The organism is Klebsiella sp. (assembly GCF_027492335.1).
Lineage (GTDB): Bacteria > Pseudomonadota > Gammaproteobacteria > Enterobacterales > Enterobacteriaceae > Klebsiella > Klebsiella huaxiensis.
Window position 1 is genome coordinate 90,454 of record NZ_JAPUEW010000008.1, and the last position, 18,786, is coordinate 109,239.

The window sequence follows — 18,786 nt, forward strand, 5'->3', positions numbered from 1 at the left end:
ATTTCTGCATTTTGCCTTTTGTACTCTTTTTCTCTACTCGCTATCGTGCCCTTGCTGTCAACAAACAAGGAGATAACAGCATGAAACGAGGAATGAGAACGCTTATTGCCGCCGCCGTACTGGTTTGCGCGACGGGGAGTCAGGTGGTTTTAGCCGCGCCTTCGAGTGGTAAAGCGTCGGCGACGACGAGTAAGGAGAGTGTGCAAGCGCCGCAGGTGAAAGCCCCTGATGCGATAAACGCGGCTGATAGTGAAGGAACCAGGGTTAGTATTAATAACGCCAGTGCAGAAGAACTCGCCCAGGCTTTGAATGGCGTTGGCATAAAAAAAGCGCAGGCTATCGTGAGCTATCGCGAGGAATACGGACCGTTTAAAACCGTTGACGATCTTAAACAGGTTCCGGGGATGGGCAACTCGCTGGTGGAGAGAAATCTGTCTCATTTGAAGCTATAAATTTTCAGTTGAAGTTTGCACAGTCGTAAATATTTGCCAGACTGAAGAGGTTACACAAGTGGTGTGACCTCTGACCTCAAAATAACAATTCAAGTAAGGCATTTGCGCTATGCAGACACAAATCAAAGTTCGTGGCTATCATCTGGATGTTTACCAGCATGTGAATAATGCGCGTTATCTGGAGTTTCTCGAAGAGGCGCGCTGGGATGGGCTGGAAAATAGCGCTGCCTTTCACTGGATGACTGCGCACAACATCGCCTTCGTGGTGGTGAACATCAATATCAACTATCGCCGACCGGCGGTATTGGGTGATGTTCTTACCGTCACCAGCAAGCTGGAGCAGTTGAATGGGAAAAGCGGGACGTTAAGCCAGGTCGTGACCCTGAACCCTAACGGAGAAGTGGTCGCTGATGCGCTCATCACCTTTGTCTGCATTGATTTAAAAACGCAGAAAGCGCTGCCGCTTGAAGGTGAACTACGTGAGAAGCTTGATCAGATGAATTTACGCTAATGTAGCTTCCGCTTTCTTCCCGGTGGCGCCGGGCTACGGGTTCACAGTCGCGAACAGTCCGGTAGCCCGGACAAGGCGCGTCGAGCGCCGCCTCCGGGGAAATAGCTGATTACTCCAGCCCTGTTTTGCGCTTCATCACCGCCATAATACCCGGCTTATCAGCCTGATATTGATTCAACCCGTTAGCGCGAAGATGACAGGCGGCGCATTGTCCGCAGCCGTCGCCTTTAATGCCGTTATAGCAGGTCAGGGTTTCCTGGCGCACCAGATCTAACTGACCCCAATAATCGGCCAGGGCCCAGGTCTCGGCTTTATTCAGCCACATCAGCGGCGTCTCAAAACGGATATCCTTTGCCATTCCCAGGCTGACCGCGTGGTGCAGCGCTTTTACGAACTCATCTCGACAGTCCGGGTAGCCAGAAAAGTCGGTCTCGCAAACGCCGGTAATAATCGCTTCGGCCTTAACCTGATAGGCGTAAATCGCTGTCAGAGTTAAAAATAGAATGTTGCGTCCGGGAACGAAGGTGTTGGGGATGCCGTTGGCATCCGGTTCATAATCCGGTACCGGGATGCTATCGCGAGTTAAACTACTGATCGCCAGTTCGTTAAGCAGGGTGACATCCAGCACTTTGTGGGCGACCGCCCCCAGTTTCATCGCCAGCTCACGAGCGACATCAATCTCGGCGCGATGGCGTTGGCCATAATCAAACGTGACGCAATGCACTTCATCATACTGTTGTAGAGCCTGCACCAGGCAGGTCGTCGAATCCTGTCCTCCACTGAAGACAACTACGGCGCGTTTCATGGTAATTCCTGACTATCAATGTAAAGAGGATATGGTAGCGCCTGATGAGCGTGGCGACCAGCTCTGTCACGGCGTTGATGCCGGGAGCCAGGCGCTGGCAAAATCAAACCAGCCGCGAGCGTTCAGACGCAGGCCGTTGACACCCGGCGGAGCGCTAATACGATAATTATAATTAAATAGCGGCGTCATGATGGCGTCATCCATCAGGTTGTTAAACACATTGCGCAACGCTTCGTTGCGGCTGTGTTCGTCTGGTAGCGCCTGCACGGCATCGAGCGTGGCCTGTAAGTGGGCATATTGTGCCCCGGTCAACAAATTAGGCCACAGTGCGTCGCAGCGTAACCACTGTTCCAGCGTGTACTCAGGCGCTTCGCCTATCAGACGATCGCCCATCATCAGATCCGCTTTCGCAAGCTGCTGGCAGCCATCCCAGTTTTTAGCATCGTGAAAAATAATTGTTAACTCGCAGCCTAATGTCGCCAGTCGTTGCCTGAGCTGCTCTGCCATGGCATGAAGCTCTACGGGAAGATGATAGAGCAGGGTGAGTTTTTCTGGCAGCGATATATCAAGATTTTCCGGCCCTTGTGGAATAGACCAGCCGGGCAGTAACTCATTGCTGGGAGCGATCAGGTCTTCGTCCAGGGGGAGGGTTTCCAGTAGCGATGAATGATGAATTAACGACACCAGCCGCTGAGCTTGCGCTTTGCTTAAGCGGTGACTCTGGCGCAGAGTCAGATAGCAAAAACCAAGGCTAATACTATTGCTGACTTGTCGTAAATTGGTTAACTCGTCGGGGTCGCCAATCGTTATCTGTACTGGATGGCGGCAGCTGGTGCCCAGATCCTGCTCAAATAACTGCGGTGTGATCCAGAATTCAACGGCCTGAATCAAAGGATGGCTGAGGTGATAACGCGGATGGTTTTCTAGTCTCACCAGGTCCGGGCTAAATAGTTTTAGGCGGAAGGGCCCGCTACCAATGGCCGGATCGTCCGGATGTGCCAGTACGCTACAGTAACTCGCCAGGCGAAACGGCAGCCAAAAATCTGCCCGGAGCAGGGTGATTGTCAGGCATTGGGCGTGGGGGACGCTAATCTCGCTGATACTGGCGAATAGCGTTCGCAGCGCGGGGAGTTCCAATAGCATGAGTAGCTGCTGGCGTAGTTGTGATGTCTCAACAGGATCGCCGTTATGCCAGAATAGCGTGGAGCGGATATAAAAATTCCAGCGTAGGCCATCAGGCGAGACTTCCCAATGGTGCGCTAAATCTCCCATTGGACCGATACTTAGTGCATCAAATCGGGTCAGGCCAGAAAAAATCTGTCCGGCCAGATGTTGTTCAGCCCGTCCGGGTAAAAAACCAGGGCGCAGAGGTTCCAGCGGGCGATAGTAAGGAATACGTAGCGTGGGCGTATTGTTTTGCCATTGCCCCCCGAGAAAAGGATAGAGCAGCGCTTTGAGTTCCACCGGTGCAAGCTGGGCAAGTTCAAGTGCATTCTGCTGCTGCCCTTTATTTAACGCCTGCTCCATCATTTCATTGCGCAGCGTCTCCGGTGCTTTATAAAACAGGAGTCGCCCGCGTTTTCCGCGCCCGGAGCTGGCCTGCCAGCTTAACCAGCCTGCCTCCTGTGCCTGGCGCAACAGCGTACGAATATGGCGCTCGCTGCAAAAACAGCGTTCCGCCAGTTCGCCAACGGTGACCTGCTGCGGCTCGCCTTGAGAGGGTTGCCAGAGGCGCTGGTACTGATTTAGACGGTTTAATAGCCTCATCTTCGCTTTATCCTGATGTTTGTCTATATACCCTAAATAATTCGAGTTGCTTAAAGACGGCAAGGGAGTGACAAATTCGTCGGGAACGAATTTGACCAGCCGAAGGCTGGCCTCCGGTGAGAGGCAGGAGCCTCTCATTAATCCCCAGGAGCATAGATAACTATGTGACTGGGGTGAGCGACAAATCTGCCGGGAGCAGATTTGAACGTCGCTTGCGACGGCCCGTAAGGGCGAGGCCCACGGATGGGCCGAGTAATCCGTAGCCAACACATAAGCAACTTGAAGTATGACGGATATAAAACCGGAACAATAAAATTCATCTATTCACTATTACTTCCGTATATCTCAGGCAATACTGCAACACAAGCAAAATCCATCACGCTTCGGGGAAGAGAATATGGCAAGACTGGCTGCATTTGATATGGACGGTACGTTACTGATGCCGGACCATCGTCTGGGAGAAAAAACGCTTTCGACGCTCAAACGCCTGCGCGATCGTGATATCACCCTGACGTTTGCTACCGGTCGCCATGCGCTGGAAATGCGCCATGTTATTGGTGAGTTCTCGCTTGATGCGTTTCTCATTACTGGTAACGGAACGCGCATTCACTCTCTGGAGGGAGAAGAGCTGCATCGTCGCGATCTCGCCCCGCAAGTGGCGGAAGAAGTATTGCATAGTGCCTGGGAAACGACAGCCAGCATGCATATCTTTAATGACAATGGCTGGTTTACCGGGCGCGAAATCCCTGAAATGCTGAAGGCGCATGTCTATAGCGGCTTCCATTATCAGCTTCGCGATCCGAAACGCATGCCAGCGCATCAGGTAACCAAGATCTGCTTCTGTGGCGATCATGACGATCTGCGCCGGTTGCGGATCCAACTGAATGAAGCGCTGGGGGCTAGCGCGCATTTGTGTTTTTCGGCAATGGATTGCCTGGAAGTGCTGCCGACAGGGTGTAACAAAGGTTCTGCGCTGGCGGTGCTGAGCCAGCATCTCGGCCTGACGTTGCAGGACTGCATGGCGTTTGGTGACGCTATGAACGACCGGGAAATGCTTGGCAGCGTCGGGCGCGGTGTGATTATGGGCAATGCCATGGCTCAACTCAAAGCACAGTTACCTCATCTACCGATCATTGGCGACTGCCGCCATCAGGCGGTCTCCCACTTTTTGACGCATTGGCTGGATAATCCTGATCTTCCTTATTCCCCCGAATAGAGAGACCCTACCAGCGAGCCAGATATCTTGTGATATCTGGCTTTTTTTATTTTACGTGGAGCATTTCGGCGATTTTTGCCTGCCATGGGGCGATATCGCCGATATTGGCTGCTACCCACTGCGGGTTGTAATAGCTCTCCAGGTAGCGTTCGCCGCTGTCGCACAGTAACGTGACGATGGAGCCAGTGCGGCCTTCTTCTCGCATACGTACGGCCAGTTGCAGTACGCCCCACATATTGGTGCCGGTTGATGCCCCTACCTTACGCCCGAGCAGCGTTTCCAACCACAGCGCGGTGGCGACGCTGGCGGCATCCGGCACGCGCAGCATCTCGTCGACCACATCGGGAATAAATGAAGGTTCGACGCGCGGACGACCAATACCTTCAATTTTGCTACCGACCGGGCTGCGCAGGCTGGCATCGCGGCTTTGCCAGTAATCTATGAATACGGAGTTTTGCGGGTCAACCACCATCAGCCTGGTATCGTAACCCTGGCTGCGAATGTAGCGGCCAATGGTGGCCGAGGTGCCGCCGGTGCCCGCGCTCATCACGATATATGACGGCTGCGGGTGCGGTTCATGGGTCATCTGACGGAAGATACTGTCGGCGATATTATTGTTGCCCCGCCAGTCGGTGGCGCGCTCGGCAAAGGTAAACTGATCCATATAATGACCGTTCAGCTCGCGAGCCAGCGTTTCGGACGCGGCATAGATTTCGCAGGCGCTATCGACAAAGTGGCAGCGGCCGCCGTAGAACTCAATTTGTTCAATTTTGCGCTTTGCGGTGCATGAGGGCATAACGGCAATAAACGGCAGGCCCAACAGTCGAGCGAAGTAGGCTTCCGAAACGGCAGTCGAACCCGAAGAGGACTCAATAATCGTCGTCCCTTCTTTAATCCAGCCATTGCACAGGCCATAGAGAAACAGCGAACGCGCCAGACGATGCTTCAGGCTACCGGTTGGGTGAGTACTCTCATCTTTAAGGTAGATTTGAATCCCGGTGAATCCCGGCAGCGCCAGACGAATAAGGTGCGTGTCGGCGGAACGCTGATAATCGGCATTAATTTCACTAATCGCGTGTTTTACCCAGGCGCTGTTCATCTTGATTTCCTGTTTGTCATTTTGTGCCCAGCTTAACGGAAATCGAAGGAAAAATTGTTGCCATTTAGCCTTTCAATTACAATAAAAGGAGTAAAATTTTCTCCCGAGGTGCGTAATGTTAGATAAAATTGACCGAAAGCTGCTTTCTCTACTACAAACCGACTGCACCCTCTCTTTGCAGGCGCTGGCTGATGCCGTTAATCTGACCACCACGCCCTGCTGGAAACGCCTGAAACGTCTGGAAGACGAAGGTATTCTCCGCGGGCGAGTCGCTCTGCTGGATGCTGAAAAGGTTGGACTTGGCCTGACGGCGTTTGTGCTGATTAAGACTCAGCACCACAGTAGCGACTGGTACTGCCGTTTTGTCAGCGAGGTCACGCAAATGGCGGAGGTCCTCGGCTTCTGGCGTATGGCGGGGGAATATGACTACCTGCTGCGGGTTCAGGTCGCTGACATGAAAAACTATGACAATTTTTATAAACGTCTGGTTAACAGCGTGCCGGGCCTGTCGGATGTCACTTCGAGTTTCGCCATGGAACAGATAAAATACACCACAGCCTTGCCTATTGATTAACGGCATCTGCCGCTACGAATTACATACTCAGGATTTAACCGCTTGCGATTATTTGCTCAACTTAGCTGGTATTTCCGCCGGGAGTGGCGTCGTTACCTCGGCGCTATTGCTCTGCTGATCATCATAGCCATCCTGCAACTGGTGCCGCCGAAAGTGGTCGGCATCGTGGTTGATGGCGTCACGAAACAACATTACACCGCGGAAAAGGTGTGGATGTGGATCGGCCTGCTGGTGGTTATTGCGGTGATGGTTTACCTGCTGCGCTACGTCTGGCGCGTGCTGCTGTTCGGTGCTTCCTATCAGCTGGCTGTCGAACTGCGTGAAGATTTCTATCGCCAGCTCAGTCGTCAGCATCCGGCTTTTTACCTGCGTCATCGCACCGGGGACCTGATTGCCCGGGCGACTAACGACGTTGACCGGGTAGTTTTCGCCGCGGGGGAAGGCGTGTTGACGTTAGTTGACTCCATGGTGATGGGCTGCGCGGTGCTGATTGTGATGTCCACGCAAATCAGCTGGCAGTTAACCCTGCTGGCGCTGCTGCCGATGCCGATTATGGCGCTGGCAATTAAGCGTAACGGTGATGCGCTACATGAGCGCTTTCGCGTAGCGCAGGCGGCATTCTCCAGCCTGAACGACCGTACTCAGGAGAGTCTCACCAGCATCCGTATGATCAAAGCCTTTGGCCTTGAAGAACGGCAATCGGCGCAGTTCGCTGCCGATGCCGCGGATACCGGGACGAAAAATATGCGCGTGGCGCGCATTGATGCTCGCTTTGACCCGACGATCTATATTGCGATTGGCACCGCCAACCTGCTGGCGATCGGTGGCGGTAGCTGGATGGTGCTGCAAGGCAACATGACCCTGGGTCAGCTTACCAGCTTTATTATGTACCTTGGACTGATGATTTGGCCGATGCTGGCGCTGGCGTGGATGTTTAATATCGTCGAGCGCGGGAGTGCTGCCTATTCGCGCATTCGTACCATGCTGGAAGAGGCTCCGGTAGTTAAAGACGGAAGCGAACCTGCACCTGAAGGACGAGGTACGCTCAACGTAGCCGTTCGCGAATTTATCTATCCGCAGGCGCATAAATCCTCACTGGAAAAGGTCAACTTTACGCTACAGCCTGGTCAAATGCTGGGAATATGTGGGCCGACGGGTGCCGGTAAAAGTACCATTCTGGCGTTGATTCAGCGTCATTTCGATATAACCGATGGGGATATCTGTTTCCACGGCGTTCCTCTGACCCGACTCCAGTTGGATAGCTGGCGCGCCCGGCTGGCGGTAGTGAATCAGACCCCGTTTTTATTTTCCGATACCGTCGCCAGCAATATCGCGCTGGGTAGACCGGACGCTACGCAGGAGCAAATCGAACACGTTGCGCGTCTCGCCAGCGTACATGAGGATATTCTGCGCCTGCCACAGGGATATAACACCGAGGTTGGTGAGCGCGGCGTGATGCTTTCTGGTGGGCAGAAGCAGCGCATTTCCATAGCCCGCGCGCTGCTGCTGGAGGCCGAGATCCTGATTCTTGATGATGCGCTCTCGGCAGTGGATGGCCGTACGGAGCATCAAATTTTGCATAACCTGCGACAGTGGGGTGAGGGGAGAACGGTGATCATCAGCGCCCATCGCTTATCGGCGTTGACTGAGGCCAGCGAGATTCTGGTGATGCAACATGGGCACGTGGCCCAACGTGGTCGCCACGAAGCCCTTGCAGCACAGCCGGGCTGGTATCGCGATATGTATCGCTATCAGCAGCTCGAAGCGGCGCTGGATGATGTTGTGCAGGAGCACGAGGAGGTCACCGGTGCGTAGTTTCACTCAACTCTGGCCGACGTTAAAACGCCTGCTGGCCTACGGTTCCCCGTGGCGGAAACAGCTGATGATTGCCGTTGCCGTCATGTGGGTAGCGGCGGTGGCGGAGGTCAGCGGCCCGCTGCTGATCAGCTACTTCATCGATAATATGGTGGCAAAGAATTCTCTGCCGCTGAAGCTGGTTAGCGGTCTTGCGGTGGCCTATCTTGGCTTGCAACTTCTGGCTGCGGGCCTGCATTACTGCCAGTCTCTGTTGTTTAACCGCGCAGCGGTTGGCGTCGTGCAGCAACTGCGTAGTGACGTGATGGATGCCGCACTGCGCCAGCCGCTCAGCGAGTTTGATACTCAACCGGTGGGGCAGCTTATTTCGCGAGTCACCAACGATACCGAGGTGATCCGCGATCTGTACGTGACCGTGGTGGCAACGGTGTTGCGCAGCGCCGCGCTGATTGGCGCGATGCTGGTGGCGATGTTCAGCCTTGACTGGCGGATGGCGCTGGTGGCGATCGCTATCTTCCCGGCAGTGCTGATCGTGATGATGATTTATCAACGCTACAGTACGCCGATCGTCAGACGCGTCCGCGCCTGGCTGGCGGATATCAACGATGGCTTCAACGAAGTAATTAACGGCATGGGCGTTATCCAGCAGTTCCGCCAGCAGGCGCGGTTCGGCGAGCGGATGCGCGAAGCCAGCTATGCGCACTACCTGGCGCGAATGCAAACTTTGCGCCTTGACGGTTTCCTGTTACGCCCGCTGCTGAGCCTGTTCTCTTCGTTAATTCTCTGCGGCCTGCTGATGCTATTTGGCTTTAGCAGTAGCGGAACGATTGAGGTTGGGGTTTTGTACGCTTTTATTAGCTATCTTGGCCGACTGAACGAGCCGCTCATTGAGCTGACGACCCAGCAGTCAATGCTGCAGCAGGCGGTCGTTGCGGGCGAGCGCGTCTTCGAACTGATGGATAAACCGCGTCAGACGTGGGGAGAGGATAGCGAGCCGCTGCGCAGCGGTGCGATTAGTATTGAAAATCTCTCTTTTGCCTACCGCGACGATAGCCTGGTGTTGCAGGATATCAATCTCGATATCCCGTCCCGCAGCTTTGTGGCGCTGGTCGGTCATACTGGCAGCGGCAAAAGTACTCTGGCTAGCCTGATGATGGGCTACTACCCGTTGACCAAAGGTGAAATTCGTATCGATGGCCGTCCGCTCTCTTCATTAAGCCACAGCGCGTTGCGTCAGGGGATTGCGATGGTGCAGCAGGACCCTGTGGTGCTGGCCGATACCTTCTATGCCAACGTTACTCTCGGTCGTGACATCAGCGAAGAGCAGGTTTGGGAGGCGCTGGAAGCGGTGCAGTTGGCAGAGCTTGCCCGCGAAATGGAAGACGGGATTTATACGCAACTGGGCGAGCAGGGGAACAATCTCTCCGTTGGTCAGAAGCAGCTGCTGGCGCTGGCGCGGGTGCTGGTTGATACCCCGCAGGTGCTGATCCTTGATGAAGCAACGGCCAATATCGACTCAGGTACTGAGCAGGCGATCCAGCAGGCCCTGGCGCGGGTTCGCGAGCACACTACGCTTGTCGTTATCGCCCACCGTTTATCGACCATTGTTGAGGCCGATACTATCCTGGTGCTGCATCGCGGCCAGGCCGTAGAGCGCGGGAATCATCAACAGCTGCTGACGGCAAAAGGTCGTTACTGGCAGATGTACCAGCTGCAGCTGGCTGGCGAAGAGCTGGCGGCCAGCGTGCAGGAAGAGTCGCTTATTGCCTGATGCACCATGAACAGGCAGCGCGGGTTTGGCGGTTTGCGGTGGTGCAAAAACGTCACATATCACGCACTGAAATGGTGCATTTTTAGGCGGTCATAGCGTTTTTCCGCTTCGTTTCAAGCGATTTCTTTTCTTTCTCCCTCCAGAGGGGCCGCTTTGCGGCCCTTTTTCATTTCTGGCATAGCCCTTGCTTTATTCCCTATGTGTTAGCTGTGGCCATTACCGAATTCTGACTGGAGGGGACTTATGAAGCTGGTTACCGTGGTAATCAAACCATTCAAACTGGAAGATGTGCGTGAAGCATTATCTTCGATGGGAATTCAGGGCCTGACGGTCACTGAAGTAAAAGGGTTCGGCCGTCAGAAAGGCCATGCGGAACTTTATCGCGGCGCTGAATACAGCGTCAATTTTTTACCGAAGGTGAAGATTGACGTGGCCATTGCCGACGATCAGCTCGATGAAGTCGTCGATGTCATTAGTAAAGCGGCTTATACCGGAAAAATTGGCGACGGCAAAATCTTTGTCGCCGAGTTGCAGCGCGTCATTCGCATCCGTACCGGCGAATCTGACGAAGCGGCACTGTAACTTTCAGACCACACAGTGATGGGGAACGAAACAATGAAGATAGCAACAATGAAAACAGGTCTGGGAGCGCTGGCGCTTCTTCCGGGGTTGGCAATGGCCGCTCCGGCAGTGGCAGATAAAGCCGACAACGCCTTTATGATGATTTGCACCGCACTGGTGCTGTTTATGACCATTCCGGGCATCGCGCTGTTCTACGGCGGCCTGATCCGCGGTAAAAACGTTCTCTCCATGCTGACTCAGGTTATTGTGACTTTTGCGCTGGTCTGTGTGCTGTGGGTGGTTTACGGATATACATTAGCTTTCGGCACTGGCGGCAGCTTCTTCGGCAGCTTTGACTGGGTCATGCTGAAGAATATTGAACTCAAAGCGCTGATGGGCAGCTTCTATCAATATATTCACGTTGCTTTCCAGGGCTCTTTTGCCTGTATCACCGTCGGCCTGATTGTTGGCGCGCTGGCGGAACGGATCCGTTTCTCTGCGGTATTGATTTTCGTAGTGGTGTGGATGACGCTCTCCTATGTGCCGATTGCGCATATGGTCTGGGGCGGTGGTCTGCTGGCAACGCACGGTGCGCTGGACTTCGCGGGTGGTACCGTTGTACATATCAACGCCGCCGTCGCCGGGTTGGTGGGTGCTTACATGATGGGCAAACGTGTTGGCTTCGGCAAAGAAGCGTTCAAGCCGCATAACCTGCCGATGGTCTTCACCGGTACCGCGATCCTCTACGTTGGTTGGTTTGGCTTCAACGCCGGTTCTGCTGGCGCGGCGAACGAAATTGCGGGCCTGGCTTTCGTCAACACCGTGGTTGCGACTGCGGCGGCTATCCTGGCGTGGACCTTCGGTGAATGGGTTACCCGCGGTAAACCATCTCTGCTGGGCGCATGTTCCGGGGCGATTGCGGGTCTGGTCGGGGTTACACCAGCATGTGGCTATATCGGTGTCGGTGGTTCTCTGATTGTCGGTATCGCGGCGGGCCTGGCGGGCCTGTGGGGCGTCACCGTACTGAAACGCTGGTTGCGTGTTGATGACCCGTGCGATGTGTTCGGCGTGCACGGTGTCTGCGGTATCGTCGGCTGTATCCTGACTGGCATCTTTGCTGCAACCTCTCTGGGCGGCGTCGGTTACGCAGAAGGAGTTACCATGGGCCATCAGGTTCTGGTACAGCTGGAAAGTATCGCCATCACCATCGTCTGGTCCGGCATCGTCGCGTTCATTGGCTACAAAGTTGCTGATATGACCGTTGGCCTGCGCGTACCGGAAGATCAGGAACGCGAAGGTCTGGATGTGAACAGCCACGGCGAGAACGCCTACAACGCCTGATAAATTGCGTTATCTCCTGAAGCAACAGAGCCTCCCTTAGCGGAGGCTCTGTTTTTTTACGCGTTGCGGTTGCGCATGACTCCTTCCTGTACCGTCGAAGCCACCAGAGTGCCGTCCTGGGTATAGAACTCTCCGCGTACAAAACCGCGAGCGCTGGAGGCCGATGTGCTTTCAACGCTATAAAGCAACCATTCGTTAATATTGAACGGACGATGGAACCACATTGAATGATCGATAGTAGCAACCTGCATTCCCGGCTCAAGAAATCCCACGCCGTGCGGCTGCAGTGCTACTGGCAGGAAGTTGAAGTCTGAAGCATAGCCCAGTAAATACTGATGAATACGGAGATCCTCCGGTACTGCGCCGTTAGCGCGGATCCACACCTGACGCGTTGGTTGTGCAACGTGGCCTTTCAGCGGGTTATGGAATTCAACCGGACGAATCTCCAGCGGTTTATCACAGAGAAACTTATCTTTAACCTGCGGCGGCAGTAAATGGGCCAGCTTGCGGGCAATATCTGTTTCAGAAGGGAGTTCGTCCGGCGCAGGAGCTGACGGCATCGGTTTCTGATGTTCGTAGCCGGATTCCGGGGCCTGGAAAGAAGCCGTCATGTAGAAAATCGGCTTACCATTCTGAATGGCCGCGACTCGCCGGGCGCTGAAGCTATTGCCATCACGCAGGACCTCCACGTCATAGATTATCGGTTTCTGGCTATCGCCGGGCCGCAGAAAATAGCTATGAAATGAGTGAATCAGGCGTTCAGTGGGGACCGTCTCTTTTGCCGCATACAATGCCTGGCCAACCACCTGGCCACCAAAAACCTGGCGTAATCCCAGATCTTCGCTCTGCCCACGGAATAGCCCTTCTTCAATTTTTTCCAGATTTAACAATGCCAGCAGATTGGATAGTGCCTGACTCATAGTGACCCTCAATCGATGATAACTGCCTTGTGCAGCGCGTAATTGAGGCAAAGTATAACCTGGAATCGCAAGTGGTCCGATGGGTGCAATAATCTGAATATGGGCTCCTTTCCAGGAAGAGATCTGAGATCTGTGCCACACTTATTCACGATACTAATGTCCTGTCCCTGATTCTGGCAGGATGTACTCCTGTTACAGTAGGGATGAAAAGGAGAACATAATGAAATTTGCCTATATGTTAAGTGCCTTAGCCGTAGCGGCTACGTTGACCGCCTGTGCGAATAATCACAACGGCAATGCAGCAAATCAAACGGCAGCGCCCGATCCTTATGGCATTGCCTCACTGAGCTCCTCGCAGCAGCAGCCTAACGTTTCCGGGACCATTAACATTCGACAGCGTGTGGCATTACCACCGGACGCAATATTGACCGTCACTTTGTCAGATGCGTCTCTGGCCGATGCGCCGGCGCACGTGTTATCGCAAAAAGCGGTAAGAACGGAAGGGAAGCAGGCGCCGTTTAACTTTGTGCTGCCTTACAATCAGGCGGACATTAAGCCTAATGCACGCATTTTGTTAAGTTCAGCAATTACCGTGAATGGCCAGTTGATGTTTATCACTGATACCGTGCAAACGGTGATTAACCAGGGCGGCAATCGCGCCGATCTGTTACTGGTGCCGGTCCAGCAAACGGCTGTTCCGGTAGCCAACGCTGCGCCAGCCGCACAATAAATCATCAGCGCCCCTGTTCAGGGGCCTTTTTTGCCTCTAATAAATCCAACGGTAGTGCTGCAGGTCAATATGACCGCTACCGGAAACCTGCACGCCTTCCGCCAATAGCGCCTGTCGTTGACGTTGCAGATCGGGACCGGTTAAAGAGATGTCACCGTGGCGGTTGACCACCCGATGCCACGGGAGAGTAGAGCCTTCCGGTAGACGCTTTAACACTCCCCCGACCTGGCGTGCAGCGCGTGGCGAGCCTGCCAGATGGGCAATGTCGCCATAGGTGGCAACGTAACCTTCCGGTATAGAGGCGACAATCTGCCAGACCCGTTGTGGAAAGGTATCGTGAGAATCCATGGTACGTCCTGTTGCCGGAAAACGTTCAGGATAAGCGTTGGACGACAGACTGTACAGATGACGACTCAAGCCGATTTTGCAACGGTAAATTCCAGTGCCAGGCCAAGGATCTGCATACCATGGATATTTTCGTCCGGGGTATTGCTCAGCAGGCTTTCAAGAAACTTCAGGCGTTTGGACTGAACGTTAATGATAAGTTTAGCCCGCATCGCCGGGAGCTTAAGCGTTGATATCGGGTACACCACGCGGCCGCTAACTTCGATGGGCAACTTGCGCAGTTCAACGTGCTGGAGCACGCCGACGCTGGAGTAAAGCAGCGCAACCGGCGTCACCGCCAGCAGTTGGGCATCGCTAATCGTGATGAAATCCAGCATCAGTTCCGGGCGCAGGAAGTTTAAACCGTGGAAAGGAACGGTGACTTCGTCGATAGGGGGCATCGCCAGGGTGGTGATTAAACGCGGTAATTCACTCATTCAGGTACCATTGAGATAACATATTGATTAAAAAGGATACATAATATCTTTACCATTATGGATGATGATGGCAAATGGTGCTGAGAGTACGCTCGCAATCTCTTGATTTCACCCCGCTGAAATGTATCGATAAGTATCCTGTGATACTCATTTGCTGGCTTTGCGCAATAAATCAGCAGCCGATCGGCGGTAGCTTGCAATTCACTGGCTCAGCAGGGATAATGCGCCAGCGCGTTAGGTAACTAGCGCTCTCAATGGGGGCTCTGTTGGTTCTCCCGCAACGCTACTCTGTTTACCAGGTCAGATCCGGAAGGAAGCAGCCAGAGCAGACGACGTGTGTGCCGGGATGTAGCTGGCAGGGCCCCCACCCATTTCTGGGTCTCAAAATTTTCTATCCCACAATAAAATTGTGACTTTCTTCTCTCTCAATATTTAATATCCACATTTATTTTGTGTATTTTATTTTGTTCCTAAAATGCCTGGTTCTTATGCCAAAAAAACATTTTGTCATAAAGTTGAAATTTAATTGAAACATTACTGTCATTTTTATGTCATATATAGCGTGCAAATTAGTTATGGGAAAATGTTGTTAGATATAAGCTGGAAATATATCTCTGGATCAGCATGTTAACTTCGTGTATTAATTATATGATAATTTTATTTCACGGGAAGCGTGATTATGACCACAGTGGTTCTGAACGTAAAAATTGATGGCGAGTTAAAAGAAAAACTGCGTCAGTATGCGGAAGAAAATAACGAGAATTTAGGGACAGCAACAGAGAAACTGCTGTTGCTAGCTTTTCAGGTAGTGGATTCAGCAGACGAGGCGGGGGTTTCGGAAGAAGATATCGACAGCCAGCATACCGAAGAGGAAACGTCTCCATTAACCCCTAAAGAAATCAAAGCATTACGTAAAATTCTGAAGAAGAGAAAATGAAACAACAACTCTCTACAGCCAGCAACTATAGTGAAGCGTGCGACATGCTACGATCCGGCTACGTTAAGCATGTACGTCTGAACTGGAATATTGGTAGCGATGAGTTTTTTCGCATTGCATCCGATTGGTGTGATACCGGTGCAAAAATTAAAAAAGATGAAGATGGTTTTATTATATCGCTAAAAGGTTTTGCGATTCCGCGCCAGCATTAATGAAATTATTTCATTTTTGTCATCGGACTGACATGTCGTAATGACAAGATTGAATGGCAATTTTATAAAAACATCTCATATGCATCATGGACGATGGTTTTTGACGGGCTGGCTCCAGCCCGTCGATATTTTATTATATGATTTTCCGCAGACGAAAATTATCTTTCTGTTCCGTAAGGCTATGCCATAGCGGCTGTAGCGTATTGAAAGCGTTGCGTAGTTCCTCATCAGACAGCGTGAAGGGCAAACGTAAATAACGGTCAAATGCGCCTGCCAGACCGAAACGCGTTCCTGTTCCGATATGAATCCCGCGACTTTCTGCCCGTACCGAAAACAGTGTCGCCAGCATTCCTGGTAATTCCACCCAAAAAGAGAGCCCCCCCTCGGGTAACGTAAAACGCCAATGCGGGAAAAACTCAGCCATCAGTTCGCCGCACATGTCCCTGCGGGCGGCCAGCATCGTCCGGCGTGATGGTAACAGCGTTTTTTCATTTTCCAGTAACCAGCAGCAGGCCAATTGTTCCACCAGCGGAGAACCCAGATCGAGGGAGTCGCGTGCCTGGACCAGTGATGCAATGGTTCGCGAAGACGAACGGATCCAGCCTATGCGCAATCCTCCCCAAAAACTTTTTCCCGCCGAGCCGATAGTGATTACCGGCGCGTCTGGATTAAACGTCGCTAGTGGAGGCGGTGGCGGGGCGTCGTACCATAAATCGACCATCGTCTCATCGACCACCAGAGTGGTGCGGGTTTGCGCTGCGATATCGGCAATCCGCTGACGCGTGGCGCTATCCATACAACGACCAGTGGGGTTATGAAAGTCGGGCATCAGCCAGGCCAGTCGTGGGGCCGTTTGCGCGATCGTCGCTGCCAGACCGTCGCAATCCCATCCCTGCGCTGGTAACGCGACGCCAACCGGGCGGCACGATGCTCCCTGAATTGCGCTGATCGCCATGGGGTAGGTCGGCGCATCTACCACCACGCGATCGCCTGGCCCGGTTAATAAACGCAGCACCAGGGCAAATCCGCTTAGCGCTCCATTGACGATCATCACTTCATCACTGCGCGTCGGCAAGCCGCGCTCGCTATAGCGGTGGGCGATCGCTTCGCGAAGAAGCGGTAGGCCTTGCTGATCGTAACCGGTATTGGATAAATGCTGAGGCATGATCTTGAGAGCCTGACTGTAGGCTTGGTGGATCTCAGGTCCAGCGCTGAGCGCAGCAACGGCCAGATTGACTGATAATGGGTCCGGCGTTTTGGCTGTCATATTTACGGGGCGTTCCGGCAGAGCGATCCGCGATCCGCTGCCCTGGCGACTGTAGAGATAGCCCTCCTCTCGCAGTTGCCCGAGCGCGCTGGCAACCGTAGTGCGGCTGATATTCAGAGCGGCCGCCAGTTCACGTTCGCCGGGTAGCCTGGTTTCCAATGCCAGGCGACCATCAAGGATTAGCAGGCGTAGCGCTTCAGCTAACTGACGCCAGAGCGGCGTGCGGGAGGCGGATTCTTGCCAGTTACCGAGCAATCGGACCAGCGATTGTGAACCAAAGCGACGAGATGACATAGCAATCCACTTTTTAAAAACTGGCCATTAATTATCAATCCATTTTTACTGATGATTGCGGAAATCGCAATGACTCTGAGGTGAAAAATGGTACGTCGCTTACTGCAACTTTACATCGGTCTGGTCCTGTACGGAGTATCGACCGCGCTATTTGTTCATGCCAATCTCGGGGCCGATCCGTGGGATGTTTTTCATCTGGGGATTGGCAAACAATTCAGTCTGGATTTCGGTACGGTGATGATCCTGACAGGTGCGGCGGTGCTACTGTTGTGGATCCCGCTACGGCAAATGCCGGGTCTGGGTACAGTGAGTAATGTGGTTGTGTTAGGGCTGGCAGCAAATGCCACTCTGGCGTTATTGCCGCCAATAGAATCGCTCGTATCGAGCAGTCTCCTGCTGGTGGGAGCTATCGTGCTGAATGCACTGGCAACTGGTATGTATATTGGTGCCGGTTTCGGCCCGGGTCCTCGCGATGGTCTGATGACTGGTCTACATGCACGTACGGGGTGGTCGTTGCGCGGCATTCGTACGGCGATTGAAGTTTCTGTTCTGCTGATTGGCTGGCTGTTAGGCGGTAAATTTGGCGTGGGTACCGTACTTTATGCATTAACGATCGGGCCACTGATTCAGCTGTGCTTGCCGTGGTTTCGCCAGCCAATTGCGCGCAAAGGATCGGCAAAACGCAGTGAGGTTATTTCCTGATTTTAAGCCGTCATCAAGTGCAGAGACTAAACTTATCAATTCAGATACAGCCGGGTTCTCCGGTTGTGCTGTTCACTTCGGAGAATTAACTCATGAAGTACGTTGATGGTTTTGTTGTTGCCGTACCGGCGGAAAATAAGGAGGCATACCGCGAAATGGCAGCAAAGGCCGCGCCACTCTTTAAAGAGTTTGGCGCGCTGCGCGTAGTGGAGTGTTGGGCCGACGATGTCCCCGATGGAAAGTTGACTGACTTCCGTATGGCAGTGAAAGCTGAAAATGATGAAGAGGTGGTGTTCAGCTGGATTGAATATGCTTCGAAAGAAGCCAGGGATGCCGCCAACGCCAAAATGATGGCCGATCCGCGGATGAAAGAGTTCGGCGATAATATGCCATTTGACGGTAACCGAATGATTTTCGGCGGTTTCGTACCGCTACTGGATGAGTAATTCATCTCTGCCATCCCCGCAGTCAGTGGGGATGGCAATAGCTTCGTTACAAGCTACTCCAGCCATGCACCATCATATAGAAACCCACCACGATAATCAGCGTGCCGGAAATCCACGGTGCTTTTCGCGACAGATTGTTCAGCCCCGGCCAGCGGTTGGCGACGTGTTTCACGCTTAAAGCCGCAATCGCGCCAGAGGCGACTAAGGTAAGTGCCAGCCCCACGCTAAACCCCAATACCAGCGTCGCCCCCAGCGAGAATTTTTTCAACTGCAGGCAAATGAGCAATACGGTAATTGATGCCGGACAGGGGATTAATCCGCCCGTTAGCCCAAACAATACGATCTGTCCGGTGGTGACCTGTTGCCCGTTAAAGCGACGATTGATCTCTTCCGCGTGCGCTCGCTGGTGGGCGTCCTGCCAGTTATCGGCGGCGACCAGCGGATGTTGATGAATATGAGTCTTGTGTTCGTGCGGGTGGGGGTGATCATGTTCATGTTCATGTTCATGTTCATGTTCATGTTCATGTTCATGTTCATGTTCATGT

The 18,786-nt window shown here is 53.3% G+C and carries 21 protein-coding genes and 1 other RNA gene; 14 read left to right on the plus strand and 8 right to left on the minus strand.

Features of this window, described 5'->3' with window-relative positions; genetic code table 11:
• Positions 1-80: 80 nt before the first annotated feature.
• A complete protein-coding gene (locus QVF11_RS02440; RefSeq protein ID WP_287855144.1) occupies positions 81-452 on the plus strand; it encodes a helix-hairpin-helix domain-containing protein in 372 nt (123 codons plus the stop codon).
• Positions 453-561: 109 nt separating this feature from the next.
• Positions 562-963 (plus strand): YbgC/FadM family acyl-CoA thioesterase, encoded by a 402-nt coding sequence (locus QVF11_RS02445; RefSeq protein ID WP_142512190.1) that lies wholly within the window; start codon positions 562-564, stop codon positions 961-963.
• A gap of 109 nt (positions 964-1,072) precedes the next feature.
• Here the strand turns inward: QVF11_RS02445 and queC are convergent, their stop codons facing one another.
• Positions 1,073-1,768 carry a 7-cyano-7-deazaguanine synthase QueC gene (queC, locus tag QVF11_RS02450; RefSeq protein WP_142512189.1) on the minus strand — a complete coding sequence of 232 codons (696 nt, stop codon included), beginning with the start codon at positions 1,766-1,768 and terminating at the stop codon, positions 1,073-1,075.
• A gap of 66 nt (positions 1,769-1,834) precedes the next feature.
• On the minus strand, positions 1,835-3,535 hold the full coding sequence (locus QVF11_RS02455; protein ID WP_287855145.1) for an SgrR family transcriptional regulator: 1,701 nt from the start codon (positions 3,533-3,535) through the stop codon (positions 1,835-1,837).
• Positions 3,536-3,932: 397 nt separating this feature from the next.
• On the opposite strand from QVF11_RS02455, the gene cof reads away from it, so the two are divergent.
• The gene (cof, locus tag QVF11_RS02460; RefSeq protein WP_287855146.1) at positions 3,933-4,751 is read left to right on the plus strand and encodes an HMP-PP phosphatase; all 819 of its coding nucleotides are present in this window, start codon (positions 3,933-3,935) and stop codon (positions 4,749-4,751) included.
• 46 nt (positions 4,752-4,797) lie between these two features.
• On the opposite strand, the gene QVF11_RS02465 is transcribed toward cof, so the two are convergent.
• A complete protein-coding gene (locus QVF11_RS02465; protein WP_142512186.1) occupies positions 4,798-5,850 on the minus strand; it encodes a PLP-dependent cysteine synthase family protein in 1,053 nt (350 codons plus the stop codon).
• Positions 5,851-5,965: 115 nt separating this feature from the next.
• Here QVF11_RS02465 and QVF11_RS02470 point away from each other — a divergent pair, with 115 nt between their 5' ends.
• From QVF11_RS02470 to amtB, 5 genes are all read left to right on the plus strand, one after another.
• Complete coding sequence (locus tag QVF11_RS02470; protein ID WP_110273733.1) at positions 5,966-6,424, plus strand: Lrp/AsnC family transcriptional regulator; 459 nt, start codon at positions 5,966-5,968, stop codon at positions 6,422-6,424.
• 42 nt (positions 6,425-6,466) lie between these two features.
• Positions 6,467-8,239, plus strand: coding sequence for a SmdA family multidrug ABC transporter permease/ATP-binding protein (locus QVF11_RS02475; protein ID WP_287855147.1), 1,773 nt, complete (start codon positions 6,467-6,469; stop codon positions 8,237-8,239).
• On the plus strand, positions 8,232-10,010 hold the full coding sequence (locus QVF11_RS02480) for a SmdB family multidrug efflux ABC transporter permease/ATP-binding protein (RefSeq protein ID WP_287855148.1): 1,779 nt from the start codon (positions 8,232-8,234) through the stop codon (positions 10,008-10,010). Before QVF11_RS02475 ends, QVF11_RS02480 begins: the two co-directional genes overlap by 8 nt.
• Before the next feature lie 243 nt (positions 10,011-10,253).
• The gene (glnK, locus tag QVF11_RS02485) at positions 10,254-10,592 is read left to right on the plus strand and encodes a P-II family nitrogen regulator (RefSeq protein ID WP_004099573.1); all 339 of its coding nucleotides are present in this window, start codon (positions 10,254-10,256) and stop codon (positions 10,590-10,592) included.
• Positions 10,593-10,625: 33 nt separating this feature from the next.
• On the plus strand, positions 10,626-11,912 hold the full coding sequence (amtB, locus tag QVF11_RS02490) for an ammonium transporter AmtB (RefSeq protein ID WP_167492815.1): 1,287 nt from the start codon (positions 10,626-10,628) through the stop codon (positions 11,910-11,912).
• Between the two features lie 56 nt (positions 11,913-11,968).
• Here the strand turns inward: amtB and tesB are convergent, their stop codons facing one another.
• Positions 11,969-12,832: an acyl-CoA thioesterase II gene (tesB, locus tag QVF11_RS02495; RefSeq protein WP_112214151.1), complete on the minus strand. Its 864-nt coding sequence runs from the start codon at positions 12,830-12,832 to the stop codon at positions 11,969-11,971.
• Positions 12,833-13,052: 220 nt separating this feature from the next.
• Here tesB and QVF11_RS02500 point away from each other — a divergent pair, with 220 nt between their 5' ends.
• Positions 13,053-13,562 (plus strand): YbaY family lipoprotein, encoded by a 510-nt coding sequence (locus QVF11_RS02500; protein WP_112214152.1) that lies wholly within the window; start codon positions 13,053-13,055, stop codon positions 13,560-13,562.
• A 36-nt stretch (positions 13,563-13,598) separates the two neighbouring features.
• Here QVF11_RS02500 and QVF11_RS02505 read toward each other — a convergent pair whose 3' ends face one another.
• Together QVF11_RS02505 and QVF11_RS02510 are read right to left on the minus strand one after the other, a co-directional pair.
• Complete coding sequence (locus tag QVF11_RS02505) at positions 13,599-13,910, minus strand: MGMT family protein (RefSeq protein ID WP_025107157.1); 312 nt, start codon at positions 13,908-13,910, stop codon at positions 13,599-13,601.
• A gap of 65 nt (positions 13,911-13,975) precedes the next feature.
• Positions 13,976-14,383, minus strand: coding sequence for a dTDP-glucose pyrophosphorylase (locus tag QVF11_RS02510; RefSeq protein WP_287855149.1), 408 nt, complete (start codon positions 14,381-14,383; stop codon positions 13,976-13,978).
• A gap of 264 nt (positions 14,384-14,647) precedes the next feature.
• Between QVF11_RS02510 and ffs the strand changes: the two genes are divergently transcribed.
• The 3 genes from ffs (at position 14,648) to QVF11_RS02525 (ending at position 15,532) form a co-directional block, all read left to right on the plus strand.
• An RNA gene (ffs, locus tag QVF11_RS02515) (signal recognition particle sRNA small type) lies at positions 14,648-14,744 on the plus strand.
• Positions 14,745-15,062: 318 nt separating this feature from the next.
• Positions 15,063-15,320 (plus strand): hypothetical protein, encoded by a 258-nt coding sequence (locus QVF11_RS02520; protein ID WP_112214153.1) that lies wholly within the window; start codon positions 15,063-15,065, stop codon positions 15,318-15,320.
• A complete protein-coding gene (locus tag QVF11_RS02525; protein ID WP_110273724.1) occupies positions 15,317-15,532 on the plus strand; it encodes a hypothetical protein in 216 nt (71 codons plus the stop codon). Before QVF11_RS02520 ends, QVF11_RS02525 begins: the two co-directional genes overlap by 4 nt.
• 133 nt (positions 15,533-15,665) lie before the next feature.
• Here QVF11_RS02525 and yczR read toward each other — a convergent pair whose 3' ends face one another.
• Positions 15,666-17,093 (minus strand): MocR-like transcription factor YczR, encoded by a 1,428-nt coding sequence (gene yczR, locus QVF11_RS02530; protein WP_287855150.1) that lies wholly within the window; start codon positions 17,091-17,093, stop codon positions 15,666-15,668.
• Between the two features lie 87 nt (positions 17,094-17,180).
• On the opposite strand from yczR, the gene yczE reads away from it, so the two are divergent.
• Both yczE and QVF11_RS02540 read left to right on the plus strand, forming a co-directional pair.
• The gene (gene yczE / locus QVF11_RS02535; protein ID WP_112214155.1) at positions 17,181-17,795 is read left to right on the plus strand and encodes a membrane protein YczE; all 615 of its coding nucleotides are present in this window, start codon (positions 17,181-17,183) and stop codon (positions 17,793-17,795) included.
• Positions 17,796-17,887: 92 nt separating this feature from the next.
• Complete coding sequence (locus QVF11_RS02540; RefSeq protein ID WP_112214156.1) at positions 17,888-18,241, plus strand: DUF1428 domain-containing protein; 354 nt, start codon at positions 17,888-17,890, stop codon at positions 18,239-18,241.
• A gap of 46 nt (positions 18,242-18,287) precedes the next feature.
• Here the strand turns inward: QVF11_RS02540 and QVF11_RS02545 are convergent.
• On the minus strand, positions 18,288-18,786 hold a 499-nt coding region (locus QVF11_RS02545), incomplete at its 5' end, for a nickel/cobalt efflux transporter (RefSeq protein ID WP_287855151.1).

Coding starts and splice junctions, on each gene's coding strand:
- QVF11_RS02440 (WP_287855144.1), top strand. CDS start 81: ATGAAACGAGGAATGAGAACGCTTATTGCCGCCGCCGTACTGGTTTGC.
- QVF11_RS02445 (WP_142512190.1), top strand. CDS start 562: ATGCAGACACAAATCAAAGTTCGTGGCTATCATCTGGATGTTTACCAG.
- queC (WP_142512189.1), bottom strand. CDS start 1,768: ATGAAACGCGCCGTAGTTGTCTTCAGTGGAGGACAGGATTCGACGACC.
- QVF11_RS02455 (WP_287855145.1), bottom strand. CDS start 3,535: ATGAGGCTATTAAACCGTCTAAATCAGTACCAGCGCCTCTGGCAACCC.
- cof (WP_287855146.1), top strand. CDS start 3,933: ATGGCAAGACTGGCTGCATTTGATATGGACGGTACGTTACTGATGCCG.
- QVF11_RS02465 (WP_142512186.1), bottom strand. CDS start 5,850: ATGAACAGCGCCTGGGTAAAACACGCGATTAGTGAAATTAATGCCGAT.
- QVF11_RS02470 (WP_110273733.1), top strand. CDS start 5,966: ATGTTAGATAAAATTGACCGAAAGCTGCTTTCTCTACTACAAACCGAC.
- glnK (WP_004099573.1), top strand. CDS start 10,254: ATGAAGCTGGTTACCGTGGTAATCAAACCATTCAAACTGGAAGATGTG.
- amtB (WP_167492815.1), top strand. CDS start 10,626: ATGAAGATAGCAACAATGAAAACAGGTCTGGGAGCGCTGGCGCTTCTT.
- tesB (WP_112214151.1), bottom strand. CDS start 12,832: ATGAGTCAGGCACTATCCAATCTGCTGGCATTGTTAAATCTGGAAAAA.
- QVF11_RS02500 (WP_112214152.1), top strand. CDS start 13,053: ATGAAATTTGCCTATATGTTAAGTGCCTTAGCCGTAGCGGCTACGTTG.
- QVF11_RS02505 (WP_025107157.1), bottom strand. CDS start 13,910: ATGGATTCTCACGATACCTTTCCACAACGGGTCTGGCAGATTGTCGCC.
- QVF11_RS02510 (WP_287855149.1), bottom strand. CDS start 14,383: ATGAGTGAATTACCGCGTTTAATCACCACCCTGGCGATGCCCCCTATC.
- QVF11_RS02520 (WP_112214153.1), top strand. CDS start 15,063: ATGACCACAGTGGTTCTGAACGTAAAAATTGATGGCGAGTTAAAAGAA.
- QVF11_RS02525 (WP_110273724.1), top strand. CDS start 15,317: ATGAAACAACAACTCTCTACAGCCAGCAACTATAGTGAAGCGTGCGAC.
- yczR (WP_287855150.1), bottom strand. CDS start 17,093: ATGTCATCTCGTCGCTTTGGTTCACAATCGCTGGTCCGATTGCTCGGT.
- yczE (WP_112214155.1), top strand. CDS start 17,181: ATGGTACGTCGCTTACTGCAACTTTACATCGGTCTGGTCCTGTACGGA.
- QVF11_RS02540 (WP_112214156.1), top strand. CDS start 17,888: ATGAAGTACGTTGATGGTTTTGTTGTTGCCGTACCGGCGGAAAATAAG.